Below are 26,594 nucleotides of genomic sequence, written 5' to 3'. Positions count from 1 at the left end.
TCAACGCACCTCCATGTTGAGCCCGAGATAGTAAACCTGGGGCTTGGTTCCGAAAGCATCCTTGAGCACCCCGACCCTCTGCGTCATGACCACCTTGGTAACCGGATCTTCAGGGTCTCTGAGATTGCCGAGCTTGCGCGCCCCGAAGGGGCAAGCGAAGGCGCAGGCCGTGGTCTCGCCGCGATGAATGCGGTGGTAGCAGAAGTTGCATTTTTCCGCCACATGGTGGATCGGGTGAAAGAAGCGCACACCGTACGGGCAGCCCATGACGCAGTAGCCGCAGCCGATGCACCAGGTGCGATCGACGAGCACCACGCCGTCCTCGGTCTTGTAGGTGGCGCCCACCGGGCAGACCTGTACGCAGGAGGGGTGATCGCACTGGTTGCAGAGCTTGGGTACAAAGAATGCCTGGGCGATGTCTTCATCGGCAATTTTGAGTTTTCCGGCGGTGCCGCGCTCGATTTCACGGTTGAGAAAACCTTCGTTGGCGCCGCGCGGCGAGTCGGCGTGGACCTGGCCGTCCTTGGTCATAACATAGCGCTCGACCCAGGTTCGCGTGGCATTGGTTTCCTGGGGAATGCCGTTTTCGTCCTTGCAGGCCTTGACGCAAAAGCCGCAGCCCACACATTTATGAGTATCGACGAGAAAGATCCAGCGCAGGTCGGGACGTGCGCCAAATACCTCGCGCGGATCGAGCCAGTCGAAAGCGGCCAGGGGTGCGCTCGCTCCGACGACGGCAACGGCTGTGCCTTTGAGAAAATCACGACGCTTCATGACTACATCTCCTCCAGGCTTGGATTGTGGGGATCGTGGCAATCAACACAGGACATGCCCGGATTGTGCTCATCGGGTTCGATCCCAGACAGCTTTCCGCGGTCGCTGCCCGGGTAGGGCAAGCGGGCATGGCAGCGCAGGCATTGCTCGCGGCTGCGGTCGATGGTGAGTTGCACCGGATCCTCGGGATGGTTGAGGGCTGGACCATGGCAGTTTTCGCACTGGATCGCGCCGTGCATGGAGGTCGGGGCAAGGTCCGTCTTGTCCATGTGGCAGTCAGCGCAGTAGGTCATGGAACGGTAAAGGGAGGGGAACTCTTTCCATTCCTCGACATTGCTCGCCCGGTACCAACCGTACATGTAGCCTTCACCGCCGTGGACGCCGAAATCCTTTGGCACATAAAAGGCGCGGCCGATCAGGATGACGACGACCAGAGCCAGCACGACATAGAGGGGGCGCCAGATATGATTTTTCACGATCAACTCCCTTCCGAAATGATAATTGTCCCGGTGGATTGCAGGTGATCTGCATAAAAAAGCATTTAACTTTCCTTGTGCGAGGGTTTAAGAGATTTCCGACTCTGCCTGAAGGACGCGTCAAGAAACCACAGACAAAACGAAAAAACAACGAATTTTTGAACCGTTCTAGGGTGTGCGGTTGCGCACTTGCCCCTGCGCTAAAAAGCAAACTTGTGTTCTATTTCGCAGTTCTGTAAAGACCGGGTCGAGAAGTGCTTGCAGAAGCACAGGCTTAGGTTTGGCCAATGTGCGTCAGTAAATGGATGTGAAAAGCTGGGTAGTAAAAAAAATATAAAAATGTTATACAAAAAAAACAGTTAAAAAACAAATGTTTTAGATGGCAAGAATTTGTACGGTAAAAAATATAAAAAAGGGTTTTGGGGGTTTAGGTTGGGTCTTTGGGTGCTCATTTTCGCAATTATTCAATGCCTGTTCAGAAATTATAGCAGCCTATTTCAAAAATCATTGGTAGGGCTAAAATTTTTGGTCCGCGATGACGTTCCGCAGCAGCAAGGGGTTTTCCCTGGGGAGCCGTTTCATGGGTGATAATTCGTCTTTGGAAGATCGTATCGAGCGACTTTCCGCAGAGGTTCAGAGGCTTCGTGAGCAGGTTGATCACCTGAGCAGGCAGCAGAGTTCGCCTGTGCCCAACCCTGCGGTTTCATTGAAGGCTTCCGAAGCGGTCGGCGAAGCCGAACCCGCTGATGCCTTTTTCTCCTGGGTGGGCCGCTCGGCTTTGCTGCAGCGGGTTTCGGCAGTCTGTTTTTTAATGGTTATTGCCTTGATCCTGCGCACACTGACCGACAGCGGATGGCTTGACATCCGCATTGGTTCCCCGACAGGAATGTTTTACGCAACCGCTCTAATGCTTCTTGGTTTGCTGCAGTACCGCAGCGGTAGACCTCTGGCGCCGGTGTTTGCCATATGCGGTGCGCTTCTGATGTTTCTGGTGGTCAGTGAGACCCATGCACGCTTCTCTTTTCTGCCGACGGCTTTAGCCTACATTCTGGTCATTGGGACTGGTGCCTTGATGGCCGTCATCAGCTATGTGTCCCGCGCGGCCCTGCCTATTTTTGTCGGAACGCTGGGCCTGTGCATTGCCGGAGTGGCCCTCGATTACCCCAATCCTTCCTATCCGGCTCTGGTCATTTTGCTCATTTCTGCTAATGCTCTAGGCTTTGTCGCTTCGCGGCTGCAGCGCTGCTCCTGGCTGCGGTGGACGCTTTTTCTGGTAACCGCGGTGCTGATTCAGGTGTGGGGCTACAAAATCGGTTTAACGCTGGGGGGAAAGGCGCAGCCTTCAGGTGATCTGGCGCAACGGTGGTTTTTCCCGTCCATGTTGCTGTTTGCCATGGGATATTTGCTCAGCGCACTCTACGGAATCTTGCGTCCCGCCTCGGAGAAAATCGCCCGGTTTGATTTTGCGTTGCCAGCGGTAGCTGGGGTCTGGTCTTTTTCGGTGACAGTCTATGTGGCGCAAATTTGGTTGGGAAACCTTGTGGGCGTGACGCTGCTTGGCGCCTCGGCCGCCATCGCCTATTTTTCCCTGGCGCTTTGGCTGGGGCAGCGCCCGGGTGCTGAAAGGCGGGCGGCAACCAGCTTTTTCCTGGGTGGGTCAGTCCTCGCAGGTCTGGTGCTTGGTCTGGGGGCTGGTGCGCCCTTGTTGGCCCTGGGCGTGCTCGCCGGGACCGCCTTTTGGGGAGCCCACCTTTCGGCGCAATGGCGCCTAGGTGCCTTGAGGCTGGTGTCCTATCTCGTGCAATTTTACGTGTGCTTTGCGCTGGGGAGTTGGCTTCTGGCGGATCTCCATCGTACGCAATACCTTCCGGCCATGGCTCTGGCCGGAGCCTTGGCGGTCGCTGTTTTTTGGCATTATCGCTGGTGTCTGCGCAATCCGCCGCCGGCTGAATCGCGATTTTTTTCTAAACTCGATGAAGGTAACCGGCTCTGCATATTTCTGCTGCTGGCCTCCCTGGGGCATGCCTATTATTTTGCACGGGGGGTATATGCCTTGGTGGTACCGGATTTCTCGTCGACCGGACTGTTTGGTTTTATGGGGATGCAGTCCGTACTCATCAGTGTCGGGGCAGTATTTGTCATGATTTGGTCTTTGGTGCGTCGGGATCGCGAGATGCGCAACCTTGCGGTCCTGATCACACTGGTGGGTGCCGGAAAGGTGTTCCTGTTTGATCTGCTCGGACTTTCGGGGCAGGGTATTGAAGGATTTCCTCTGGTAGTGAGCATCTTTTCTTTCGGGGCTGCCATCGCCGTTCAATCCCTGGTTTTGGGTCGCTGGCTGCGCATTGGCGCGGCCTGCACACCCACCCAGAAAGAGCAATCCGGACAGGGCTCAGAGTCATCGGCCGCCCGCAGGTAGCAAGTATAAGGGTTTCCTGGCGCTCAGCTAAGCTTGGTGGTTGATGGTGCAAAAAAAAAGGGCTGCCCCCATGGGAGCAGCCCTTTTTCTTGCAGTTAACCCAGGCCGGAACCCCGGCCGTCAGGGATCAGTGAAACCCAGAGGTCATGAAGGCGTAGATCATCAGGAAGACCAGACCGATGCCGGTAAATACGGCAAGGAAGCCGAAGGTCTTAAGGATGAAATCATACACAACGCCTGAAGGTTTGGGCTTGACGAACTGCTCGGTGATGCCGAGTTCCTCGTAGCGTTTCCACTGGTCAAGACGCTCGTGGATGAACTCTTCTTTGTTCATTTCACCGTTGAATATAACGAAATCCATGGGGAATTTCTCTGGCCGGCCATGGGTGTTGAAGAAATGGACGGTGAAGATAAACCCGGTCGCGAGAAGCGCCTCGTCCGAATGGACAATGGTCGCGACGTTGAAGGCCCAGCCGGGCAGGAAGCCGCCGAAAAACTCAGGGAACCAGAGCATCAGGCCCGAACCGCCAATGGCGATCATGCCCCAGAACACGGCGAGGAAGTCGAACTTTTCCCAATATGTCCAGCGCTCGAAAACCGGCTTGGGTCCCAGGAACAAGAACCAGCGCACCATTGCGGTAATGTCGCGAACATCACGCAGGTTGGGGAACAAGGAATCCGGTCCGAACAGTCGCTGCAGGGGATTTCCGGGAAGATCCTTGCGCACGAAAAGAAAGTTCCAGCTCATCACCAGGGAGGCACCGAAGTAGACAAAGGTGATGACGGCGCACCAGCGGTGAATGAGGGCTGCATTGTGGGCTCCGCCGAAGAACTCCATCAGCAATTTGGCCCAGGGTTGCCCCGCAAATTTGAGCGGCAAACCGGTCAAGGAAAGCCCGAGGAAGCTGATGATGACCAGCAGGTGCAGGAAGATATGCAGGCGGTTAAAGCGCCGATAGATCTTGTGTGCTTCGGGAATGTGGTGCGGAACTTCCCCGCGAATCAGAGCGGCGCGCTTTTCACGGTTTTCGACAAAACCGCGGAACATCCAAAGCAGGGTGTGTATCCAGAAAACCGCAAAAACCGAGACCAACAAGGTGGTCATGGCGATGAAAGTCCAGTAGAGAATCGGATAGTTTGCCCGGTCAGTCATGTCGCCATGGGAATAGAACTGTACAAACAGCGGGGTGGCCCCGGGATGACAGGCGCCGCAGGTAGCCACCAGGTTGTCCTGATGGGTGCTGGCGCGCGGATCATTGTGATTAAAAACCCCATGGGATGTGTGGCAATCGGCACAGCCTGCGACCAGTTCAGGATAGCCGAGACGATAGGTCTTGCCGTGGTAGCTGCTCATGTAGGTGGAGACGGCAACGCTGGTGACGTTGTTGCGCGCCATCATTTCCTGGTCGGCATGGCAATCGAGGCACACCGTGGTATGAAATTCGCGATTGTGGAAGGAGGTTGGATCACCAATTTCCTCGATGCGGTGCAGGTTGTGGCAGTCAAAGCAGGCAGCCGAATCCATCTTGCCCTCAGCCACGGCCTGGCCGTGAATCGAGTCGTTGTATACTTCCCAGGAATCCCAGTGGCACTCGGTGCATTTGTCGTTGGCGATGTTTTTGTCGCCCTGCCAGTACTGGTGGCTGTGAATGTCGTGATGGCAATCGGCGCAGCCGATGCCGGACAGCATATGCACCGAAGCAAAATGCTCGGCGGTCTCCTGCTTGTGACAACGCACGCACTGGGCCGGCCCGGGCATCTGCTCGCCCATCATGTGGGCGTCCAGGTCGGTAATGTCAGTGTGGCAGCTGGTGCAGGCGTTGCGGCCGTGGACTGAAGCGGCGAAAACTTCCGCGGACACCACGTTGTCGTGGCATTCGAGGCAGGTCATGGGGTCGATGGCAAGGCCGTTTTCAGCCCCCTGGACGGGTAGGCTTAACGGCAACAACAAAAGTACCGCAACGGCAAACCTGGAAAATAACTTAAACATTGAACTCCTCCTAGCGTGGTTGCTCCCTAAAAATCACAGGTTGTGCAAATTGGAACGAGGTGGCAGTGTACAAAAATAAAAGACAAGGTGAAATGGTAGGGTTTGAATCTAAAAAAACAGGGTGTGTTCCTGGGGAACACACCCTGTTTTTCTTCTTAGTAAGCGACGGTACCCGCCAGAGCGATGACCTGCTCGGTGAAGGGGTTGGCGAACAGGATGATCATGGCCACAACGAACACGTAGATGGCGAGGGACTCGATCATGGCCAGACCGATCATCAGAGTGGTCAGAACCTTGCCGCTGGCACCGGGGTTGCGCGCCACGCCTTCGACCGCGCTGCGGATGGCGTTACCCATACCGAGACCGGTCCCCAGGGAACCGAGAGCCATCGAAAAGCCTGCAGCGATCATGCACCAAGTAAAGAAATCCATGTTTTTTCTCCTTTTTGCGGTTTGTTTTTCCTATATGGCATAGGACTGTGGACATAACTGAGTTCACCTTGCTTTGATTCTTGATTAGTGCTGTTCTTCCAGTGCGCCGGCCAGATAGATCATGGCCAGCAGCGTAAAAACGAAAGTTTGAATGAAAGCGATGAGCAGACCGAGCAACATCATCGGCACCGGTAGCAGAAACGGCACCAGGGTGAGGAAGATCATGAGCACGACTTCCTTGCCGAACATGTTGCCGAAAAGACGCAGGGTCAGTGATACCAGCCGGGCAATATGACCGATGACCTCAATGGGGATCATGATTGGGGCCAACCACCAGACGGGTCCGACAAAATGCTTCAGATAGTGCAGGCCGTGCTCCTTGAAGCCGACGATGTGCGAGAGCACCACAACGGTGGCGGCCATGGCCAGGTTGGTGTTGACGTTGGCCGTTGCAGGAAAGCAACTGGGCACCAGACCCAGCAGGTTGCAGGTGAGGATGAACAGGGCCAGAGTGGCGATCAGGGGCAGATAGCCGCGGCCCTTGGGGCCCATGATCTGATCCATGAGATCGAGGATTGCACCGACGACCACCTCCATCAAATTCTGCAGACCCTGGGGAACCATCTTGAGGTTGCGCCCGGCGGCAAATGCCAAAACGATGAGCAGCGCCATGGCGAGCCAGGCATAGAGTACGTGTTCTCCGACATGCAGGTTGACCAAATCGGCCAGCCAATCCAGAAATAAAAACGGGTGAATCATGAGATGAAAGTCTCCTCGCGAGGTCTTGTCACCTGTGCCGGACGAAGCGAACGATCGCGGTACAGAAGATGTTGATAACCACCACCGAAAGGCCCAGCGCCAATCCCACCGGATGGACGCCGAGGCGGGCGATGAGGAAGTAAAGAATTATGCCGAGGGCCCCCATGCGCAAAAAGTAACGCACCTGAAAAGCCCGTGCGGTTTGAGGCGATGGCTGAGCCAGTATCTGTTGCAGCCCTCTGTGCAGCCACCAGAAACCGGCGAGGGCCAGGACACCACCGGCAAGGATCCCGGAAGTCAGCATCGCGGAGCGCCATAAAAGACTCAACGCGACCAGGCCAAGCAGGATAATCCAATTGCGCTGAGCGAGTCGCGACAGAAATTCCCGATCCGAATCACTCACTGTCGGTCATCGTCGTCGTTTTTCTGCTGCCGCTTGAGTTCGCGATCGGTCAGAATGTAGATGTTGCGAAAGCCCGCAACGACACCGAACAGCAGAAAGAGCAGGGTCAACCAGGGCGATGTGCCCAGCCACTTGTCGAGGTAGTAGCCGATGGCCAGACCCATCAGGGTCGCAACCACCATGGATATCCCGATGCCGGACAAAAAGCCCAGCGATTTAATCAGTTGGCGGTCTTTTGAGGCCATGGCTTTTGTATACAGCATGCAAGGGATACGGAAAAACCCGTCCTAATTATCACAGGGTTTGGGGGATGTCAACGGCTTTTTCGGCGCACACCCCTCCGCGGCAGGGCCGTGTGGCACCTGCCGCGGAGGGGTGCGCAAGTTGGAATCTCTTCGGCTCAGAGCGCTGCAAACGCACGCTCGGCGGCCTCGATGGTGCGGTCGAGATCGTCCCGGTTGTGGGCCATGCTCATGAACCCGGCCTCAAACTGCGAAGGGGCGATGTAGACCCCCTGATCGAGAAGCTTGCGGAAGAAGCGGCCGAAGGCGTCGGTGTCGCTCTGCGCGGCCTGGGCAAAGTTGTCGACCGGCCCATTTTGAAAATAAGTGCAGAACATGCCGCCGACCCGCTGGAAGCAGGTTTGCAGTGAGGTCCGGCCGGCTGCTTGGCGCAATCCTTGCTCAAGGTAGGCACTTTTTTCTTCGATCTGTTGGTAGAAGCCTTCTTCTTTAAGCAGGCTCAGGGTGGCGATCCCGGCGCTCATGGCCAAAGGATTGCCGGAGAGGGTTCCGGCTTGGTAAACTCCGCCCTGGGGCGAGAGCCTGTCCATTATTTCGGCTTTGCCGCCGAAGGCGCCCACCGGCATGCCGCCGCCGATGATTTTGCCCAGACACACCAGATCGCCCCAGACCTGAAAGCGCTCTTGGGCGCCGCCGTAGGCCAGGCGGAAGCCGGTCATAACCTCATCGATGATCAGCACGATACCCTCGGCGGTGCACAGTGCGCGCAAGCCTTCGAGAAAGCCCTTTTGCGGAAGGACGCAACCCATGTTGCCGGCGACCGGTTCAAGGATGATACAGGCGATGTCGCCGGAGTTGGCGGCGATCAGTGCTTTGACTTCGCCCAGATCGTTGTAGGTCGCAGTGAGGGTGTGTTTGGCGAAATCGGCGGGCACGCCGGGCGAGGTGGGCACGCCGTAGGTGGCGGCGCCGCTGCCGGCTTTGACCAGCAGGCTGTCGGCATGCCCATGGTAGCAGCCGTCGAATTTGAGGATCTTGTCGCGCCCGGTATAGCCGCGCGCCAGACGGATGGCGCTCATGGTCGCCTCGGTGCCAGAGGAGACCATGCGGACTTTTTCCATATTGGGATAGGCTTCGCACACCATTTGCGCCAGCTGGGTTTCCAGGGCGGTGGGCGCGCCGAAGGAGCAACCCGATGCGGCGGTCCTGGTAATGGCTTCGATGACCTTGGGATGGGCATGGCCAAGGATCATCGGTCCCCAGGAGCCCACATAATCGATATAATCGTTGCCGTCGGCGTCGACCACATGGGCGCCCTGGGCGCGGCTGATGAACACCGGATCGCAGCCCACCGATTTAAAGGCCCGCACCGGACTGTTCACCCCGCCCGGAATGAATTGCTTGGCCTGGGCAAAAAGCTTTGCCGATTCCTTGTGTTCCATGATGAGAATCCTTTTGTCGATGCGGAGGCGCTCCTCCGTTGAAAATTGATGAGCCCCGCCGGTTCGCACGGGAGCCCGGTCACTCGAGGATGAGGGCTTGCTTAGCATGGGCGAGAGGGGATGTCAAGCGCTGCCGCGGGCTCTGAATGCCCTGAAGAAAAAGCAGGCGCGGTCTACCTTTGGTTTGCGGCGCAAATCTGTCCAGGAGTCGCTCGAGGGGCGGTTGAAGGGTGCGATAAGTGCCTGGAATCAGGCTTGTCGGCTGAAGGGAGTGTCTCCCTCCACCGTTAAGTGTTTGACAGAGACCAAGCCCTCCATTAAATTGAGCCCTCAGGTCGCTGCGCGCTTTCTGGAATAAATTATCGGCGGAGACTTTCGTGACCGAACTTGCCCTCATTCTCATCAGTGCCGTCTTCGTCAACAACTTCGTGCTCGCCCGGTTCCTCGGCATCTGCCCCTTTATGGGGGTGTCGAAAAAGGTTGAAACGGCCTTGGGAATGGGCATGGCGGTAACCTTTGTCATGACCGTCGCGGCTGTCGCGACCTGGCTGATCCAATATTTTATCCTGACCCCTTTGAACATTGAATATCTGCAAACCATCGCCTTTATTCTCGTTATTGCCTCGCTGGTGCAGTTGGTGGAAACGGTGATGCAGAAAACCAGCCCGGCACTTTATCAGTCCCTCGGCATTTTCTTGCCGCTGATCACCACCAACTGTGCAGTGATCGGGTTGGCGGTTCTCAGTATCCAGAACGAGTACACATTTCTTGAGGCCGTGGTGTTTGCTCTCGGGGCTGCCATCGGTTTTACCTTGGCGCTGGTGCTCTTTGCCGGTTTGCGCGAGCGTATCGAGCTTGCGCCGGTGCCCGCTGCCTTTCGCGGGGCGGCCATCGGTTTTGTCACGGCCGGCCTGCTTTCCCTGGCCTTTATGGGCTTTGCCGGATTGGTGAAGGGATGATGCCCGGTGCGTGCTCTGGTCGACAGGAATCCTGGTTATGCTTGAAGCGATACTGAGTCTTGGTGGCATCGGCTTGACGGCCGCGATTATTCTGGGCCTGGCCGCGAAAAAATTCGCCGTTGAAGTCGATCCGCGCGAACTGGCTCTGCTTGAGGCGTTGCCCGGAGCCAATTGCGGCGCTTGCGGCTACCCCGGCTGTAGCGGGTTTGCCCAGGCGCTGGCCGAAGGCCGGGCTGATCCCGGTGACTGCACGCCGGGTGGCAAGGAAACGGTGGAACAGGTTGCGCGCATCCTTGGTGTGGCGGCGGTCAGTTCTGACCCGCAGGTTGCGGTGGTCCTGTGCCAGGGCGATCGTCAGCACGCCGCGGATAAGTATCGCTATCTGGGGATCGACGATTGCAACGCGGCACAGAAGCTAATCGGCGGCCCCAAACACTGTCCCGGTGGATGTCTGGGTCTGGGAAGCTGTTTGCGGGTTTGCCCCTTCGGCGCCATCGAAATCACTCCCCAGGGGCTTGCGGTGATCAGCCGCGAATTCTGCACGGGCTGTACCAAGTGCGTCGCGGTCTGCCCGCGCGAATTGATCCGCATGACACCCGCAGCCGCCGAGGTGCATGTGCTGTGCAACAGCCACGACAAGGGCGCGGTGGTGCGCAAATATTGTTCGATCGGCTGTATCGCCTGCCATATCTGCCACAAGGCCGCGCCCCAGGCCTACATCGTCGAGGATTTTCTCGCGCGGGTGGTGTATGAGCATCACGGGGACGCGGCGCCGGGGGTCGAGAAGTGTCCGACCAAATGTATTCGCGACTTTGCCAAGGGCTATCCCGCGGGAAGCTCCTTCCTGGGGCCTGCATCATCTTCCAAACCGGATATCGCGGCCTGAGGCCGTTTTTCAGGGACCGCCCATCATGATCAAGCAGTATAAAACGTTTCGCGGTGGCCTTCACCCCCCCGACTGCAAGGCGGGTTCGGCACACAAGGCTATCGAGGACTGTCCCCTGCCTGAAGAGCTGAGCATTCACCTGTCCCAGCACATCGGGGTGCCGGCTGAAGTCTGCGTAGCCGTCGGTGAGCGGGTTCTCAAGGGCCAAGCCATTGGGCGCGCGCGCGGTATGGTATCGGTTCCGGTGCATGCTTCGACTTCGGGCGAGGTGGTGGCCGTGGAGCCGCGGCCTCACCCGTCCGGCAAAACTCTTGAGGCAGTGGTTATTCGCCCCGACGGCATTGATGAACGACACGGCGCTTTAAGCGGCGCGGATTATCGTAGCCTAAGCCCAGAACAGTTGCGCGAGCGTATCCGTGGGGCGGGTATTGTCGGCTTGGGTGGAGCGACCTTTCCTACGCATGTCAAGCTCTCGCCGCCGCCCGAGAAATCCATTGATACCCTGATCATAAACGGCGCTGAATGCGAGCCCTATCTGACGGGTGATCATCGCCTGATGGTCGAGGCTGCTGCGGGGATTGTGCTCGGCATCAATATTTTTCGTCGGGCGCTTGGTGCGCGGCGGGTATGCGTAGGCATCGAAAATAACAAGCCCGATGCCGTTCTCGCCATGCGTCAGGCATGCCGCGAGACCGGCATTGAGGTGGTGGCGCTTGCGACCAAATATCCTCAAGGCGCGGAAAAACAGCTGATTTATGCCATGACCGGGCGCGAGGTGCCCAGTGGCGGTTTGCCCATGGATGTCGGAGCGCTGGTACAGAATGTCGGTACCGCGGAGGCGGCGGCCGCAGCTCTGAGCAGTGGCCGACCTTTGATCGAGCGTGTTCTTACCGTAACCGGACCCGGGGTGGCCGAGGCGAAAAACCTGCGGGTCCGTATCGGCACGCCCCTTTCGCACTTAATCGCCTGTTGCGGCGGCCTCAAGGGGGTGCCCGCCAAGATCATCGTCGGCGGGCCGATGATGGGAACGGCGCAGCTTGGACTCGATGTGCCCGCAGTGTGCGGGACCTCCGGCGTTCTGGTGTTGCGCGAAGAAGATCTTGCCGTGCGGCCCGAGGGGCCCTGTATCCGCTGCGGGCGCTGCCTGCAGGTTTGTCCAGCGCGTCTTGCCCCTACCACAATTGCCGCCTATGCCCGTCTCGACAGGATGTCTGAGGCACGGGCGTTTAACGCCATGGACTGTATCGAATGCGGCAGTTGCGCCTACATCTGCCCGTCTGCCATTCCGCTGGTGCAGTCCATCCGTCATGCCAAGGCGTCGATCTCGGCCAAGAGAAAGAAACACTGACGTGGACCAGAAACTCTATATCTCCTCATCGCCCCACCTTCGCGCGAAGCAGGACACCGAGCAGATCATGCGCGCGGTCATCTATGCCTTGCTGCCGGCGTGCGCCGTGGCCGTCTACCTTTTCGGTCTGCCGGCGCTGCGAGTTCTGGCTCTATGTACACTGACCTGCGTCCTGACGGAGGTGTGTTGCCAAAAACTCATGGGGCGGCCCTTCACCTGGCGCGACGGCAGCGCTGCTCTGACCGGCATCCTGCTGGCTCTCAATCTGCCGCCCTCCAGTCCCTGGTGGCTGGTGCTCATCGGGGCGGTCATCGCCATCGTCATCGGCAAACAGGTTTTTGGCGGGCTTGGGCATAATCCTTTCAACCCGGCCCTGGTGGCGCGGGTGGTTTTGCTGATTTCCTTTCCCGTGCAGATGACCACCTGGAGTGCGCCGACACCCTGGGGCTCAGGGCTGGATGTGGTGACTACGGCCACTCCCCTGGGCGAAATGCAAAGCGCGGTGATGCTCACCGGCGAACTCCCCGCAGCCTTGCAGCAAAACACCCTTAATTACGTTCTCGGCAATATGGGCGGATGTCTCGGCGAGGTTTCCGCACTGGCATTGCTGTTGGGCGCCGCTTTTTTGTTCTGGAAGCGGATTATCACCTGGCACATTCCCTTGAGTTTTATCGGCAGCGTCGTACTGCTCTCGGGGATTTTCTGGCTGATCGATCCGTCGCGCTACCCCAGTCCCCTGTTCCACTTATTAACCGGAGGCCTCATCCTTGGGGTGTTTTTCATGGCCACCGATATGGTGACTTCCCCCGTTACGCCTTGGGGAATGGCGCTTTTCGGGGTGGGTTGCGGCCTGCTCACGGTATTGATCCGGCTGTTCGGCGGCTATCCCGAGGGGGTTTCCTTCGCCATTCTGCTCATGAATGCAGCCACCCCGCTTATCGACCGCTATACGCGGCCGCGCGTCTTCGGCCATGGTGCGGCCAAGGCTCAGGCATAGAGGCAGCATTCCATGAAAGATATTTTTCGTCTTGCATTGGTTCTCACTCTGATCACCAGCGGTGCCGGGTTGGTCCTCTCTCTGGCGGAGCAGGTGACCCGCGAGCCCATCGCCGAACAGCGCCGGCAGGAGACCCTGCGGGCGCTGCGCGAGGTTTTGCCGACGTTTGACAACCAACCCGACCAGGACGTCGTCACCCTGGAGGTCGGCCGTGACCGCAGGGGCGCCCCTCTGGAGCGAACCTTCTACCGGGGGCGCCTGGAGGGTGAAATCAGCGGGGTGGCTTTCGTGGTGGTTGCGCCGGATGGGTATAGCGGCAACATCCACATTATGGTAGGGGTCGCGCCCGAGGCCAAGGTGTCCGGCATCGCCATCCTGCATCATGCCGAGACCCCGGGACTGGGGGACAAGATCGAAGATGACTGGTTCAGGAAACAGTTCGTCGGCAAGACGCGGGACAACGTACGCTGGTCGGTGAAAAAAGATGGCGGCGACTTTGATCAGTTGACTGGAGCGACTATTTCGGCGCGGGCCGTGGTGGGCGCGGTGCTCGATGGGCTGGAGTTTTTTCGTGCCGAGCGGGAAAAAATCCTTGCCTCAGCGCCACAAGGGGGATCCTGATGTTGAAGGCCGTTTTTACCCGCGGGCTGTGGCGTGAAAATCCCGTTTTCAAGCTGCTGCTCGGCCTGTGTCCGGTGCTTGCCGTTACCACCAGTGCGGAAAACGGTCTGGGAATGGGGCTTGCGACCACATTTGTGCTGTTGTGCTCCAACATCGTGGTGTCGTTGTTGCGCAAGGTGATTCCCGGCAAGGTGCGCATTCCGGCCTTCATTGTCGTGATAGCGTCCTTCGTTACCTTGGTGCAGCTGGCCATGGAAGCCTATATGTACGATCTGCACAAGGCTTTGGGGATTTTCATCCCCCTGATCGTGGCCAACTGCCTGATTCTCGGGCGCGCCGAAGCCTTTGCCTCGAAAAATCCCCTGCGTGCGGCGGTGATCGATGGTGTCGGCATGGGTTTGGGCTTTACCCTGGCTCTGTTTATTCTCGGCGCGGTGCGTGAGCTGTTCGGTGCCGGAACTCTGCTCGGCGTTACCCTGCTGGGTGGAGGCTATCAACCCTTTCTCCTGATGATTCTGCCGCCGGGCGCCTTTATCACTCTGGGTTTTTTACTGGCGGGCATGAACCGCATAGAATCTGCTCGCTCGCGAGCTTGAAAGGCCGGGTTGTCCGGCTCGCTCAAGCCTGCTCGTCGAGGGCCTCCCGCGGGGTTCCGAGAAGATGCACGTCGACTTCGCTGCCGGCCGGCAGATGCGTGGCCTCGGGCGCCAGGTAGACCAGGCCGCCGGCGCGCACCAGGGTGCGCAGGATTCCGGTATTCTGGTCGCCGCTGGTGCTGACCAGGATACGCCCGTCGCGAATCTCCAGGGCGACCCGCAAGAACTGGCCGCGACCTGGTTTCTTGCGGACATCTTCGCGCAGCGTGCCTTTGATAAAGGGCTGTATGGCCCGGTGATGTCCCATCATCCTGAGCACCGCCGGTTTAACCAGTTCCTCGAAGGTGATCAAGGTCGCCACGGGATTGCCTGGCAGGCAAAATACGGGTTTGGCTCCAAAGCGCAGAAATGCCGTGGGGCGCCCGGGCTTGATGTTGATTTTATAGAATATTTCGGTCGCGCCCAGTTCAAGGAGCACCTCGCGAACCAGGTCGCGATCGCCGGTGGAGATTCCGGCCGAGGTGATGAGGGCGTCGGCCTTCAGGCCCTCGCCGAGCAGCTGCAGGTGGCTTTCGCGATTGTCGCGCGCAATGCCGAGGAGCACGGGTTCGGCGCCCAGTTCACTCAGGGCGGCGGCGATGGCCAGGGCATTGCTGTTGATGATGCGTCCCTCGCCGAGCTGATCTCCGGGCTCAACCAGTTCGTCGCCGGTGGACAGCACCGCGATGCGTGCCCGGCGAAAAACCGGAATGAGAATTTTGCCGAATGTTGCGAGCATGCCGATTTCAGCGGGACGCAAGGGTGTTCCGGCGGGAATTACCAGGTCGCCGCTGCGGAGATCCTCGGCGCGCCGGCGAATGTGCGCACCTGCCTGGGGGGTGGAGCTAAAGCTTACCTGGCCGTCTTGTTCATCGGCCTGTTCAAAAGGGACGATGGTGTCGGCCTCGGCGGGAAGGGGCGCACCGGTCATGATTTTTGCCGCGGCACCCGGGGCGAGGGCCGCTCCGGGAACGGCACCGGCGGGCAGATAGCCTCTCACCGGCAAGCGCCGTCCCGGGGCGCAGTCCGCCAGACGAACCGCATAGCCATCCATGGCCGAGTTGTCCCAAGGTGGTAGATCCCAGGGCGCGCGGATCTCTTCGGCGAGAACTCGTCCTCCAGCGGTAAACAGAGAGATGCGCTCAGTGTCCAGGGGGCTGGTGTGGGTGAGAATGAGACGGCGGGCTTCTTCAAAACGGAGCATGGGTATCCCGATTCTTGAGAGCGGCTGCCGTAGCAGGCCGACGGTTTAATTGATTGGTCCTGATTGTGCCGGAGGCGCAAGGGAAAGATCAAGAGTGTTTACCTTATGTCTGTGTCGGGGGCGGGCAAAAGGGGTGGCGCCATTCAAGTGTGCGACTGCACAAAGAGGATCCCGTATGGCGCACAGTCGCGCAAAGCACAAAATCTCCTTTAAGCCCGCTCTCTTAGGCGACCCACAAGAGTGTCTCGAGCCCCGGATCTGGTCCGTGAAGGGTTGTCTCGAAAGCCTCTCGGTGTATGGATAAACAACTGTTTTAACAGGTGATTTAGCTGGCTTAAAGTGCATACAGTATACTGTATTTTTTCCTTGACAAGAAATGGCTTTTGTCCTACCTTGCCTTGGCCTGAGCCGTAAACGGCATCCGGGCCCATTAGGGAGTCGTAATAAAACAACGTTGGGAGGAGTCGCCCTATGCTTGACGCTTATCTGCCGATTCTCGTCCTTATCGGGATTGCCCTGGCTTTCGCTCTTGGGTCGGTGATTTTCTCCGGCTTGATCGGAATGAAGAAGCGCAATCCGAGCCCGGTCAAGTTTGCTCCCTATGAGTGCGGCTTGCCGCCTGTGGGTTCTGCGCGGGAGCGTGTCTCGATCAAGTTCTATCTGGTGGCGGTGGCCTTTATCGTGTTTGATCTCGAGATGGTCTTTCTTTACCCCTGGGCGGTGGTTTTTAAGCAGTTGGGTCTTTATGGCGCCGCGGTCATGGGGGTTTTTGTCTTCGTCCTCATTGTCGGCTTCATTTATGACTGGAAAAAAGGAGCACTGGAATGGGAGTAGATCAGCCTCTGGGAAGCAGTTTTGTCACCACCAGTCTGGACAAGGTCGTCAACTGGTCCCGGTCCCGTTCTCTTTGGCCGATGACCTTCGGCCTTGCCTGTTGCGCCATCGAGATGATGGCTACGGGTGCGGCGCGCTTTGACCTTGACCGTTTCGGCGTGTTGTTTCGCGCATCGCCGCGGCAGGCGGATCTGATCGTCATTGCGGGTACGGTCACAAAGAAGATGCTGCCGGTGATTCAGACGGTTTACGACCAGATGCCCGAGCCGCGTTATGTCATTGCCATGGGCGCCTGCGCGTGTTCCGGCGGTGTTTTCGATACCTACAGTACCGTGCAGGGTGTCGACGAAGCCCTGCCCGTCGATGTTTACATCCCCGGTTGTCCTCCCCGTCCCGAGGGGCTTCTTTATGGTCTGCTAAAGCTTCAGGAAAAGATCATGAAGGAGCGCAACACTTTCGGAGCCGCCATCGGGTTGGGCGAGGTTGTCAGGGACGCTTGATTCCTGGCTGAATTTTGGGTTCGGAAACCTTGTGATGAGGATAGAAGGATGACCGATCAGGCCGCAGTAGAAAAACTCAAGGGAAAATTTTCGTCCTCCGTGCTCGAGGTTAAGGAGTACCGGGGGGAGGTTACGCTGACAGTGCGGGCAGAGGACATTCTGGCGATCTGTGCCTTTTGTAAGAATGACCTCGGCTTTAACATGCTTGCCGACCTGTGCGGTGTGGATCTCCTCGCCATGGGCGGGGCTGGGCCGCGCTTTCAGGTGGTTTACAACATCTACAACATGAAGGCCAAGCAGCGGCTGCGCCTCAAGGCACCCGTGGCCGAGGCTGATCCGCGCATCGATTCGGTCTGCAGCGTGTGGGGCGCGGCCAACTGGCCGGAGCGTGAATGTTGGGATCTCATGGGTATTTCTTTTAATAACCATCCCGATTTGCGCCGCATCCTCATGACTGACGATTGGGTCGGCCACCCACTGCGTAAGGACTATCCGTTGCAGGGCCCTGATCGCGAGTCCTATCAGGGTCGGGAAGTCTGACGGGAACCCAATCGAGAAACCCCAAAGGAACGAGGCACGCCATGGCAGCGACAACCGAAACCATGACCATAAATATGGGGCCCCAGCACCCTTCTACTCACGGGGTGTTGCGGCTCGTTCTGGAGCTTGACGGCGAACACGTCGTCAAGACCACTCCGCATATCGGCTATCTGCACCGCGGGGTGGAAAAGCTCTCCGAATATCGCACCTACCACCAGGTCATTCCCCTGACGGACCGACTCGACTATCTCGCGCCCATGGCCAACAACCTCGGCTATGTGCTGGCGGTCGAGAAACTGCTCGGCATCACCGATGTCATCCCTGAGCGCGCCAAGGTCATCCGCGTGATGCTTGCCGAGTTGACCCGCATCAAGAGCCATCTGGTGTGGCTCGCCTGTCACGCGCTGGATATCGGTGCCATGACCGTGTTCATCTACTGTTTCCGTGAGCGTGAGCACATCATGGACCTGTACGAGAAGATCTCGGGCGCACGCATGACCTCCAACTACTTTCGAGTTGGCGGGCTCTCGGCGGATCTGCCGGATGGCTTCGAGAAGGAAGTGCGCGAGTTCGTCGAGAAGATGCCCGAGCATCTCGAGACCTATGAAGGCCTGTTGACCGGAAACAAGATCTGGCAAAAGCGTATCTGCGGGGTTGGCGTCATCAGTGGTGAGGCGGCTCTCGATATCGGCATTACCGGCTCGAGTCTGCGCGGGTCTGGGGTCGATTGGGATCTGCGTCGCGACCATCCCTATAGCGGATATGAGCAATATGATTTCAAGGTTCCGGTGAGCGAGGGATGCGATACCTGGGCGCGTTACAAGGTGCGGCTGGACGAAATGCGCGAATCTTGCAAGATCGTTCTTCAATCTTTGGACAAGCTCAAGCCTGGTCCGATCCTCGCCGATGTGCCCAAAGTTTGCTTGCCGCCGAAGAAGGATGTGGTAGAAACCATTGAAGGTCTTATCCATCACTTCAAAATCGTCACCGAGGGTTTCAAGCCCGAAGCCGGCGAGATCTATCAGAGTATCGAGGCGCCCAAGGGTGAGTTGGGTTTCTATCTGGTTTCCGATGGTTCCGGTCGCCCTTATCGTATGAAGATACGGCCCCCTTCCTTCATGAACCTTCAGGCTCTGCCGCAGATGGTTCAGGGACGGATGATCGCCGATGTGGTTGCAGTTATTGGAACCCTCGATATCGTCCTTGGCGATATCGACCGTTAATTATCCATCACCGCAGAAAGGGTTTCTCCATGAGTAACGCTGAAGCGCCTGTGGCACAAGAGGAAATTGATCTTGGCCCTGCCAACAAGGTGATCGATAAGTACCTCACATTGAAGGGCGCCCTGATGCCCGTTCTGCAGGAAGTGCAGGATGAGTATGGGTATCTGCCCGAGCCCTGCATTCACTTGATCGCTGAGCGTCTCAATGTGTATACGAGCCAGATTTACGGGGTCCTGACCTTCTATGCGCAGTTTCACCTCGAGCCACGCGGCAAATATATTGTCCGTGTGTGCATGGGGACTGCCTGTCACGTCAAGGGGGCTGGGCGTATTGCCGATACCCTCAGTCAGATTCTCGGTGTCGGGCACGCGGAGACCACGGAAGATCTCAAGTTCACGGTTGAGCACGTGGCCTGTATCGGCGCCTGCGGCATGGCCCCGGTCATCATGGTCAATGAAGACACTTACGGCAGCATCTCGGTAAAAAAGATGGAAGAAGTCGTCCACAAATACCAGGCGATGGATTAAGGACGGAGCGTTTCCTTCAAGCCAACCCATTTAATGCGTCGGGGAATTGATATATGGCCGCGATCGAAGAGCAAATCAGGGTTCTAATCTGCCAGGGAACAGGTGGTCTTGCCGCCGGCGCCAAGCCGGTGGAAGAAGCCTTTCGGGCTGAATTTGAAAAGCACGGTGTTGAGGCCAAGGTCGGCAAGCGCTGCACTTTGGTGGGGACCGGTTGCCGCGGTCTATGCGCCAATGACGTGCTGGTCGATATCGTCATCCCCGGCCAGGAAGCCGTAACCTATGACTTCGTCAAGCCTGAAATGGTTCCTCAACTCGTCGAAGAGCATATCCTGCAGGGCCAAATCGTTGAGAAGAAAAAGGCCGGCAATTACTACCAGAAATTTCTTGAAAAGCAGATGCGGGTGGTGTTTTCCCGTTGCGGCACCATCGATGCCGAGAGCCTTGAGGAGTTCCTCGCTCATGACGGTTTTACCGGCATAAAAAAAGCCGTAACCATGACCCCGCAGGAGGTCATTGAAGAGGTGAAAAAATCCGGCCTGCGCGGTCGTGGGGGCGGGGGCTTTCCGACGGGGGTCAAGTGGAGTTTCTGCGCCGCATCTCCCGGCAAAGACAAGTATTTGATCTGCAACGCGGACGAGGGCGATCCCGGGGCGTTCATGGACCGCTCCATTCTCGAAGGCGATCCCTATGGTTTGATCGAGGGGATGATGATCGCCTCTTATGCCATCGGCGCCGAGAGCGGCTATGTTTATGTGCGCGCTGAATATCCTCTGGCCATCAAGCGTTTGCAGAAGGCTATAGATGTCTGTTACGAAAAAGGCTTTCTCGGCAAGGACTGTCTGGGCCTGGGATTCGATTTTGATCTGCGCATCAAAGCCGGCGCCGGCGCCTTTGTCTGCGGCGAGGAGACCGCGCTGATGGCCTCCATCGAGGGCGAACGCGGCATGCCGCGCCCGCGCCCGCCGTTTCCCGCCGTGCGCGGCCTCTGGACCAAGCCCACCAACATCAACAACGTCGAAACCTTCGCCAACGTGTCTTATATCTTCTACCGCGGGGGCGACTGGTTTGCGTCCATCGGCACCGAGGGTACCAAGGGCACCAAGATCTTCGCCCTCACCGGCAAGGTCAAGCATACCGGTCTGGTCGAGGTTCCTGCCGGCATCACGGTGCGTGAAGTCATCTATGATGTCTGCGGGGGCATTCTCAACAACCGCAAGTTCAAGGCAGTGCAGGCCGGCGGGCCCTCGGGTGGTTGTTTGCCCAGCGAAGCCATCGACGCCGAGGTCGACTATGACTCTCTGATCAAGGCCGGGGCGATGATGGGATCCGGTGGCCTGGTCGTTATGGACGAAACCACCTGCATGGTGGATATCGCGCGGTTTTTTCTTAACTTTACCCGCGCAGAATCCTGCGGAAAGTGCGTTCCCTGTCGCATCGGCCTGAAGATTATGCTTGATATTTTGGAGCGTATTACAGAGGGCAAGGGGCGTGAGGGAGACATAGAACTGCTGGAGGACATGTGCCAAGACATAAAAAAAGCGTCTCTCTGCGGGCTCGGGCAGACGGCACCCAATCCGGTTCTCTCGACGATTCGTTATTTCCGCCATGAATATGAGGCGCACATCCATCATCAACGATGCCCTTCCAATTCCTGTAAGGCATTGCTCAAATTTGAAGTTGTTGACGCTGCCTGCAAAAAGTGTGGCCTGTGCTACAAGATCTGTCCTGTTGACGCCGTCCGGTGGGAAAAGGGACAGCTCGCCGTCATCGACAAGGAGAAGTGCACCAAGTGCACGTCCTGCTATGATGCCTGCCGCTTCATGGCCATCGAATAGCCGAACCCCCTACGACGAACAAGGACGAGGTCAAGATGGTTACACTGACGATAGACGGAAAACAGGTCAAGGTGAGCAAGGTTGCCACCATTCTCGAAGCAGCCGAGACAGTGGGAATTCATATTCCCGTTCTGTGTCACGCTAAAAAGCTGCTCCCTTATGGCGCATGCCGCGTCTGTTTGGTCGAGGTCGAGCAGATGAAAGGGCGTCTGATTCCTGCCTGCACCACGCCGGTAACCGAGGGTATGGTTGTTACTACAGGTTCCGCAGTCATCGACAAGGTTCGCAAAACGGTTCTTGAATTCCTCCTGGTCAACCATGTGGTTGACTGTCCGGTATGTGACAAGGGTGGAGAGTGCGACCTGCAAGACCTGACGTATGAATATGAAGTCGTCGGAAATCGTTTCAAGGATGAGAAGTTCAACCTCGAAACTGACGAACAGAACCCTTTTATCGAAAGAAATATGAATCGTTGCGTACTCTGCGGTAAATGTGTCCGCGTCTGCGACGAGATCGTATCTTACGGCTCCTATAGCTTTATCAATCGAGGATTTGATACCAAGGTTGCCACAGCTTACGATCGTGGGCTTGACTGCGAGTTTTGCGGGCAGTGTGTGTCCATGTGCCCGGTTGGCGCTCTTCTGCCGCGTCCCTTCAAATTCAAGGCTCGTCCCTGGCAGCTCAAGGAGGTCGATACCGTCTGCGGTTACTGCGGCAACGGCTGTACTCTGACCCTGGGAGTACTCAACAATAAGGTCGAAACAATTCGCTTCAATGACAAAATCGGCGTCAATGATGGGAATTTGTGTGTGCGTGGTCGCTTCGGCTATTCGTTTATCAATTCCGATGATCGGCTGCAAAAGCCCCTTGTGCGTAAGCATGGACGTTTGGAGCCCGCTTCCTGGAACGAAGCCTTGGAAGCCATGGTCGCCGGATTTGAAAAAGCGCGTGGCGAAAAAGGGTTGGGTATTCTCAGTGGCGGGCGATTGACCAACGAGGAATACTATTTTCTCGGCCACCTTGCCGACAAGGTGCTGAAAACCCCCCATCTCGATCACAACGGCGGTGAGTGCTACAAGGGGGTGAGTGAAGGTCTGGCTGAAACTCTCGGCATCAAGGCCTCCACGGGGACATTCCCGCAGGTTGAGGAGTGCGATGCCATTCTTGCCATACGGTCGGATTTGTACGAAACCCATCCCGTCTTCGGCATGGTGGTTAACCAGGCCGTCAAGCGCAATAACGCCAAATTCTCAGTCATCAGCGACAAGAAAGGCAAGTTCACCAAGCTGGCGGGAACTAAAACGCTCCTGACCAAGCCCGGTACTGAAATCAGCATTCTTAACGCCATGGCCCATGTGCTGCTGGTCGAAGATCTGGCCTGTACCGACGGGGTCGAGGGTGTCGCAGCACTGCGCGCCGGCCTGGCAGACTATTCGCCCAAGGCCGTGGCAACTAAAACAGGCGTGGCCGCCGAAATCATCGAAGCCGCGGCGCGTGATCTTGCCAAAGGGAAAAGCAAGGCGATTCTGTTGGCCTACGGGCTGCCCTACAGTGCTTATTCGCGTGAGCTCGGAATCGCTGCGGCCAACCTGGCCATTCTTTGCGGTGCGTTCGACGGCGACAACGGCGGGTTGTATCTGTGTGGAGAAAAAGCCAACAGCCAGGGCGCCATCGATCAGAATATCCTTCCCCGCGCGGGAGGAATGAGTGCGCAGGAGATGTTGACTGCCGCAGCCGGGGGCGAGCTTTCCGCTCTGTATGTCATCGGGGAAGACCCCCTTGCGTCTTATCCGGATCGCAACCAAGTCCAGGCCGCCCTTGAAAAGGTCCCTTTTCTGGTGGTACAGGATCTGTTCCTCACCGATACCGCCCGTGAAGCCGATGTGATCCTGCCGGCGATTTCCTTTGCCGAAAAAGAGGGAACCTTCACTAACGCGGAGCGCCGCATTCAGCGTTTGCACTCTGGTGTTAAAAGTCCCGGCGAGGCACGGAGCGATCTGGCGATCTTCTCCATGCTGGCAGGGCGGATGGGAGATCCCCTTTCCTTCACCGGACCCCATGCGGTTTTTGCCGAAATCACGGCGACTGTACCTGAGTATAAAGGCATCGATTTTAATGGCATCGGCCCGCAAGGGGTGGTCTGGGGCGGAGAGCGCCTGGCGCCTGCGAGGCGCAAACTCGTGGCGGTTAAAGGGGGCGAGCCCCTAGCCGCTCGTTTCCAGATGATTACGGGAAGCGCTCTTTACCATAGCGGCACCCTCTCCGCGCGTGCCCAGGGCCCTCTGGCCGCCATGCCCGAAAGCTATGTCGAGTTCGCTTATGAGGATGCGGCTGAGCTGGGCATTAAAGATAACGAAACCGTATCCCTCAAAGGTAACGGCGAAGAACTGCGACTCAAGGCAAAGGTCGGCAAGCGTTTGCAGCGCGGGGTGGTGTTCGTTCCTTACCATTTTGCCGGCGCCGGAGTTAATCGAATTTACCACGGTGAAGCAGCCGTGGCTGTTGAAGTCAGCAAGTTAAGCGTCTAGCCAGGAGCTCGCCATGCAATGTTCCAAGTGTAGCGCTTCAGTACCGGCCCAGGCCAAGTTTTGCGATCAGTGTGGTGCGAACCTGTCCAGCGACGTGGATTTTATCCATCAAAAGGCCCTTGATCTTTTCCACCGTGGGATGATCGAGGAGGCTCTTAGTTGCTGGGAGGAGGTTCTGAAAATCGATTCGACCTCGTCAAAAGCTCATTACTACAAGGGCCTTGCTCTTTACGACCAGGGCGATCTGGAAGCCGCAGTAAGTTGCTTTCGCAAGGCTTTGGAGGGCGGGAAGGACCTTTTCCGGGTTTTTTTCAAAATGGGCATGGCCCAGTACGGACTGGGTGATCTTGATGCGAGTATCGAGAATTTCCAAAAGGCGCGGGAAATCAATCCCAACAGTGCCGAAACCCATTACCGACTCGGCCTGTCATATCTGCGCAACACCGATCTGGTTCAGGCTGAAAAATCACTTCAGGAAGCCGCCCGCATCAATCCCAGTTACACGCGGGTGCTATATATGCTTGGCATGGTGTACTCCCAGAAAGGGGATTACGCTTCGGCGATTCAACAATTCCGCCGGGTGGTGGAATTGAGTCCCACCTATACCGCAGCTCGCTTCGAATTGGGGATGGCTTTTTTTAAGGAAGGGTTGCTGGCCGAGGCGGGGCAGGAATTCACCCAGGCCGCGGAAACCAACGCCCGTTTTGCCCCTGCTTTTTACATGCTCGGCGAAACATCTCGCCGCATGGGGGATTTCTCAGAGGCGATCAGCGCCTATGGGCAGGTTCTGGAGATCAACCCCAAGGATGCTGACGCTTGGGTCCGGATTGCCGAGTGCAATATTCAACTCGATTTTCTCGACGAAGCGCGCAAGGCCCTCCAAAAGGCACTCGCGATCAACCCCAACCATCGTGAGGCGCAATATCTCAGCAAGCACGTCGGGGAAATGGCCACTCCCCACAAACCTGGATTTTGATGAGACCATTTAAAACTTTGCAGAGAGGATTGCCATGACGCCTGTAGTGAGTCTCTCCAACAACTGGCCCTTGTTCGTTTCCACGATGCTCGTGAAGATCGTGGTCGTCTTTGTGGTCGTTATCCTGATCGTTGCCTATGCGACCTGGCTCGAGCGCAAGGTCATCGGCCATATGCAGACCCGCCTTGGACCCATGGAAACGGGGTGGCATGGCCTTTTGCAGCCGATCGCCGATGGACTTAAGCTCTTTTTCAAAGAAGACATTATTCCGGCCAAGGCAGCCAAGTTTACCTTTGTCCTTGCGCCCATGATGCTTCTGGTGCCCGCTTTTATCACCTTCGCGGTGGTGCCTTTCGGACGTGACATCGAGATCGGCGGCTACATCGTCCCTCTGCAGATCACCGACCTCAATGTCGGGGTCCTGTACGTTCTCGCAATGGCCGGACTTGGCGCTTATGGGATCGTGTTGGCCGGTTGGGCTTCGAATAGTAAATACTCCCTTCTTGGCGGCATTCGTTCCACCGCGCAAATGATTTCCTTCGAGCTGGCCGCTGGTCTCTCCATTGTTGCGGTCTTCATGCTTTCGGAAACCCTGAGCCTGCGCGAGATCGTGGCCCTGCAGATGGAGCCGCTGTGGGGAGTTATCACCTTTTTGCCGAACTGGTACATTTTTACCCAGCCGCTCGCTTTCGGCCTGTTTATTCTCACGTCCTTGATTGAAATAAATCGTACTCCCTTCGATCTTCCTGAGGCCGAATCGGAGTTGGTGTCAGGCTTCTGTACGGAATACTCTTCCATGAAGTACGCTCTGTTCTTCATGGCGGAATACGCCAACATGGTGGTTATCGCTGCCATTGCCGCGACTCTTTTCCTCGGTGGTTGGTCCGGCCCCTTCTTCGGTCCGATCAATCTTCTGCTCAAAATTGTGGCATTCATGTTTTTCGCCATCTGGCTGCGTGCCACCATGCCGCGAGTCAGGTATGACCAGTTGATGACTATGGGCTGGAAGGTTCTCATTCCCTTGGGTCTGGCCAACGTGATCGTCACCGGCGTGGTCGTCGTCCTGATGCAATAAAACCTGATTGAGAAGAAGAGGGATATCACCATGTTCAAAGAATTTGCCAAAGGTTTGAGCATCACCTTTAAACACCTGCTGCCGGGGCACAGCACCACGGTCCAATATCCGCATGTGAAGTTGACGCCCTCAGAGCGTTATCGCGGACTGCATCGGCTCGTGCCCACACAGGACCGGGAAAAGTGCGTGGCCTGCTATCTGTGTCCTACGGTTTGTCCGGCCAAATGCATCACGGTTGAGTCCGCGGAGAATGACAAGGGAGAAAAATATCCCAAAGTTTACACAATAGATATGCTGCGCTGCATCTTTTGCGGCTACTGCGTTGAGGCCTGCCCCGTCGAGGCCCTTGAAATGACAGGGGAGTACGAATTGGCTAATTATCGGCGGTCCGACTTCGAATTCACTAAAGAGCGGCTGCTGCGTTAAGCGGAAAGGAGCGAAGCCTCATGGAATTACTATTTTTTTATCTCGTTGCGATGGTCGCGGTCCTTTCCGGTTTTTCGGTGGTCATGTGCAAAAATCCGGTGAACAGCGGCATATCCCTGGTCATGACCTTCTTCTGCCTGGCCATTTTCTATGTCATGCTTTACGCGCCTTTCATGGCCGCCGTTCAGGTTCTGGTCTATGCCGGAGCCATCATGGTCTTGATTTTGTTCGTCATAATGCTGCTCAACCTCGGGCCCGAGATGATGAAAAAATTTCGCCATGGGGTCATCGGTGGTGCCATTGTCTCCGCCATCGTCATGCTGCAGGTCATGATGTTTGTGAACCGTGGCACGGTCGCCGGAGTCCAGGGCGACATCACTAAGCAGCGGGTGCTTGAAGAAGGTCACATGCAAATTATGGGCTTGAAATTGTTCACTGAATTTATGTTGCCCTTCCAGATCACCGGGATACTCCTTCTGATTGCGATCGTGGGCGCCCTCGTGCTGGCAAAAAAAGACGTTTAGACGGGAACTGACAGGAGCCG

The 26,594-nt window shown here is 57.1% G+C and carries 27 protein-coding genes; 18 read left to right on the top strand and 9 right to left on the bottom strand.

What is annotated here, in order from left to right; translation table 11 throughout:
* Nucleotides 1-774: a 4Fe-4S dicluster domain-containing protein gene (locus tag GFER_RS02860; protein ID WP_040095875.1), complete on the bottom strand. Its 774-nt coding sequence runs from the start codon at nucleotides 772-774 to the stop codon at nucleotides 1-3.
* Between the two features lie 2 nt (nucleotides 775-776).
* A complete protein-coding gene (locus GFER_RS02855) occupies nucleotides 777-1,250 on the bottom strand; it encodes a cytochrome c3 family protein (protein ID WP_040095873.1) in 474 nt (157 codons plus the stop codon).
* A 580-nt stretch (nucleotides 1,251-1,830) separates the two neighbouring features.
* On the opposite strand from GFER_RS02855, the gene GFER_RS02850 reads away from it, so the two are divergent.
* On the top strand, nucleotides 1,831-3,669 hold the full coding sequence (locus GFER_RS02850; RefSeq protein WP_040095871.1) for a DUF2339 domain-containing protein: 1,839 nt from the start codon (nucleotides 1,831-1,833) through the stop codon (nucleotides 3,667-3,669).
* Nucleotides 3,670-3,796: 127 nt separating this feature from the next.
* Here the strand turns inward: GFER_RS02850 and GFER_RS02845 are convergent, their stop codons facing one another.
* From GFER_RS02845 to hemL, 6 genes are all read right to left on the bottom strand, one after another.
* A complete protein-coding gene (locus GFER_RS02845) occupies nucleotides 3,797-5,659 on the bottom strand; it encodes a cytochrome c3 family protein (RefSeq protein WP_040095868.1) in 1,863 nt (620 codons plus the stop codon).
* 155 nt (nucleotides 5,660-5,814) lie between these two features.
* Entirely contained in the window at nucleotides 5,815-6,090 is a 276-nt protein-coding gene (atpE, locus tag GFER_RS02840) for an ATP synthase F0 subunit C (RefSeq protein ID WP_040095865.1), read from the bottom strand.
* A gap of 84 nt (nucleotides 6,091-6,174) precedes the next feature.
* The gene (gene atpB / locus GFER_RS02835) at nucleotides 6,175-6,849 is read right to left on the bottom strand and encodes a F0F1 ATP synthase subunit A (protein ID WP_040095863.1); all 675 of its coding nucleotides are present in this window, start codon (nucleotides 6,847-6,849) and stop codon (nucleotides 6,175-6,177) included.
* Nucleotides 6,850-6,877: 28 nt separating this feature from the next.
* Nucleotides 6,878-7,252: an ATP synthase subunit I gene (locus GFER_RS02830; protein WP_052445892.1), complete on the bottom strand. Its 375-nt coding sequence runs from the start codon at nucleotides 7,250-7,252 to the stop codon at nucleotides 6,878-6,880.
* Nucleotides 7,249-7,497 carry an AtpZ/AtpI family protein gene (locus GFER_RS02825; RefSeq protein ID WP_040097280.1) on the bottom strand — a complete coding sequence of 83 codons (249 nt, stop codon included), beginning with the start codon at nucleotides 7,495-7,497 and terminating at the stop codon, nucleotides 7,249-7,251. Before GFER_RS02825 ends, GFER_RS02830 begins: the two co-directional genes overlap by 4 nt.
* Before the next feature lie 155 nt (nucleotides 7,498-7,652).
* Complete coding sequence (gene hemL / locus GFER_RS02820; protein ID WP_040095861.1) at nucleotides 7,653-8,936, bottom strand: glutamate-1-semialdehyde 2,1-aminomutase; 1,284 nt, start codon at nucleotides 8,934-8,936, stop codon at nucleotides 7,653-7,655.
* A gap of 377 nt (nucleotides 8,937-9,313) precedes the next feature.
* Between hemL and rsxA the strand changes: the two genes are divergently transcribed.
* Genes rsxA through rsxE form a run of 6 tightly spaced genes read left to right on the top strand, consistent with a single transcriptional unit; the run spans nucleotide 9,314 to nucleotide 14,343 of the window.
* Nucleotides 9,314-9,895, top strand: a complete 582-nt coding sequence (rsxA, locus tag GFER_RS02810) for an electron transport complex subunit RsxA (RefSeq protein ID WP_040095857.1) — start codon at nucleotides 9,314-9,316, stop codon at nucleotides 9,893-9,895.
* Between the two features lie 37 nt (nucleotides 9,896-9,932).
* Nucleotides 9,933-10,781 carry an RnfABCDGE type electron transport complex subunit B gene (locus tag GFER_RS02805; RefSeq protein WP_040095855.1) on the top strand — a complete coding sequence of 283 codons (849 nt, stop codon included), beginning with the start codon at nucleotides 9,933-9,935 and terminating at the stop codon, nucleotides 10,779-10,781.
* Nucleotides 10,782-10,806: 25 nt separating this feature from the next.
* Entirely contained in the window at nucleotides 10,807-12,129 is a 1,323-nt protein-coding gene (gene rsxC, locus GFER_RS02800; RefSeq protein ID WP_040095853.1) for an electron transport complex subunit RsxC, read from the top strand.
* 1 nt (nucleotide 12,130) lies between these two features.
* Nucleotides 12,131-13,126, top strand: a complete 996-nt coding sequence (locus GFER_RS02795) for an RnfABCDGE type electron transport complex subunit D (RefSeq protein WP_040095851.1) — start codon at nucleotides 12,131-12,133, stop codon at nucleotides 13,124-13,126.
* A gap of 12 nt (nucleotides 13,127-13,138) precedes the next feature.
* Nucleotides 13,139-13,747 carry an RnfABCDGE type electron transport complex subunit G gene (locus GFER_RS02790; RefSeq protein WP_040095849.1) on the top strand — a complete coding sequence of 203 codons (609 nt, stop codon included), beginning with the start codon at nucleotides 13,139-13,141 and terminating at the stop codon, nucleotides 13,745-13,747.
* Nucleotides 13,747-14,343: an electron transport complex subunit RsxE gene (rsxE, locus tag GFER_RS02785; RefSeq protein ID WP_040095847.1), complete on the top strand. Its 597-nt coding sequence runs from the start codon at nucleotides 13,747-13,749 to the stop codon at nucleotides 14,341-14,343. Before GFER_RS02790 ends, rsxE begins: the two co-directional genes overlap by 1 nt.
* A gap of 22 nt (nucleotides 14,344-14,365) precedes the next feature.
* Here the strand turns inward: rsxE and GFER_RS02780 are convergent, their stop codons facing one another.
* The gene (locus GFER_RS02780; RefSeq protein WP_040095844.1) at nucleotides 14,366-15,586 is read right to left on the bottom strand and encodes a molybdopterin molybdotransferase MoeA; all 1,221 of its coding nucleotides are present in this window, start codon (nucleotides 15,584-15,586) and stop codon (nucleotides 14,366-14,368) included.
* 471 nt (nucleotides 15,587-16,057) lie between these two features.
* Between GFER_RS02780 and GFER_RS02775 the strand changes: the two genes are divergently transcribed.
* Genes GFER_RS02775 through GFER_RS02725 form a run of 11 tightly spaced genes read left to right on the top strand, consistent with a single transcriptional unit; the run spans nucleotide 16,058 to nucleotide 26,574 of the window.
* Nucleotides 16,058-16,420, top strand: coding sequence for an NADH-quinone oxidoreductase subunit A (locus tag GFER_RS02775; protein WP_040095842.1), 363 nt, complete (start codon nucleotides 16,058-16,060; stop codon nucleotides 16,418-16,420).
* Nucleotides 16,411-16,920 (top strand): NADH-quinone oxidoreductase subunit B, encoded by a 510-nt coding sequence (locus GFER_RS02770; RefSeq protein WP_040095839.1) that lies wholly within the window; start codon nucleotides 16,411-16,413, stop codon nucleotides 16,918-16,920. Before GFER_RS02775 ends, GFER_RS02770 begins: the two co-directional genes overlap by 10 nt.
* A gap of 48 nt (nucleotides 16,921-16,968) precedes the next feature.
* Nucleotides 16,969-17,460 (top strand): NADH-quinone oxidoreductase subunit C, encoded by a 492-nt coding sequence (locus GFER_RS02765; RefSeq protein ID WP_040095836.1) that lies wholly within the window; start codon nucleotides 16,969-16,971, stop codon nucleotides 17,458-17,460.
* A gap of 41 nt (nucleotides 17,461-17,501) precedes the next feature.
* Nucleotides 17,502-18,683, top strand: a complete 1,182-nt coding sequence (gene nuoD, locus GFER_RS02760) for an NADH dehydrogenase (quinone) subunit D (protein ID WP_040095834.1) — start codon at nucleotides 17,502-17,504, stop codon at nucleotides 18,681-18,683.
* Nucleotides 18,684-18,712: 29 nt separating this feature from the next.
* Entirely contained in the window at nucleotides 18,713-19,210 is a 498-nt protein-coding gene (gene nuoE / locus GFER_RS02755) for an NADH-quinone oxidoreductase subunit NuoE (RefSeq protein ID WP_040095832.1), read from the top strand.
* A 53-nt stretch (nucleotides 19,211-19,263) separates the two neighbouring features.
* Nucleotides 19,264-21,045: an NADH-quinone oxidoreductase subunit NuoF gene (gene nuoF, locus GFER_RS02750; protein WP_040095829.1), complete on the top strand. Its 1,782-nt coding sequence runs from the start codon at nucleotides 19,264-19,266 to the stop codon at nucleotides 21,043-21,045.
* Between the two features lie 35 nt (nucleotides 21,046-21,080).
* A complete protein-coding gene (locus GFER_RS02745) occupies nucleotides 21,081-23,573 on the top strand; it encodes a molybdopterin-dependent oxidoreductase (protein ID WP_040095827.1) in 2,493 nt (830 codons plus the stop codon).
* 13 nt (nucleotides 23,574-23,586) lie between these two features.
* Nucleotides 23,587-24,549, top strand: coding sequence for a tetratricopeptide repeat protein (locus GFER_RS02740; RefSeq protein ID WP_040095824.1), 963 nt, complete (start codon nucleotides 23,587-23,589; stop codon nucleotides 24,547-24,549).
* 34 nt (nucleotides 24,550-24,583) lie between these two features.
* Nucleotides 24,584-25,624: an NADH-quinone oxidoreductase subunit NuoH gene (nuoH, locus tag GFER_RS02735; protein ID WP_052445890.1), complete on the top strand. Its 1,041-nt coding sequence runs from the start codon at nucleotides 24,584-24,586 to the stop codon at nucleotides 25,622-25,624.
* A 30-nt stretch (nucleotides 25,625-25,654) separates the two neighbouring features.
* Nucleotides 25,655-26,050 (top strand): NuoI/complex I 23 kDa subunit family protein, encoded by a 396-nt coding sequence (locus GFER_RS02730; RefSeq protein ID WP_040095820.1) that lies wholly within the window; start codon nucleotides 25,655-25,657, stop codon nucleotides 26,048-26,050.
* A 20-nt stretch (nucleotides 26,051-26,070) separates the two neighbouring features.
* Nucleotides 26,071-26,574 (top strand): NADH-quinone oxidoreductase subunit J, encoded by a 504-nt coding sequence (locus GFER_RS02725; RefSeq protein ID WP_040095818.1) that lies wholly within the window; start codon nucleotides 26,071-26,073, stop codon nucleotides 26,572-26,574.
* The last annotated feature ends 20 nt before the right edge of the window (nucleotides 26,575-26,594 follow it).

The sequence above is a fragment of the Geoalkalibacter ferrihydriticus DSM 17813 genome (assembly GCF_000820505.1).
GTDB lineage: Bacteria > Desulfobacterota > Desulfuromonadia > Desulfuromonadales > Geoalkalibacteraceae > Geoalkalibacter > Geoalkalibacter ferrihydriticus.
The sequence above is the reverse complement of the archived record's forward strand: the minus strand, read 5'-3'. Positions and strand labels throughout refer to the sequence as shown.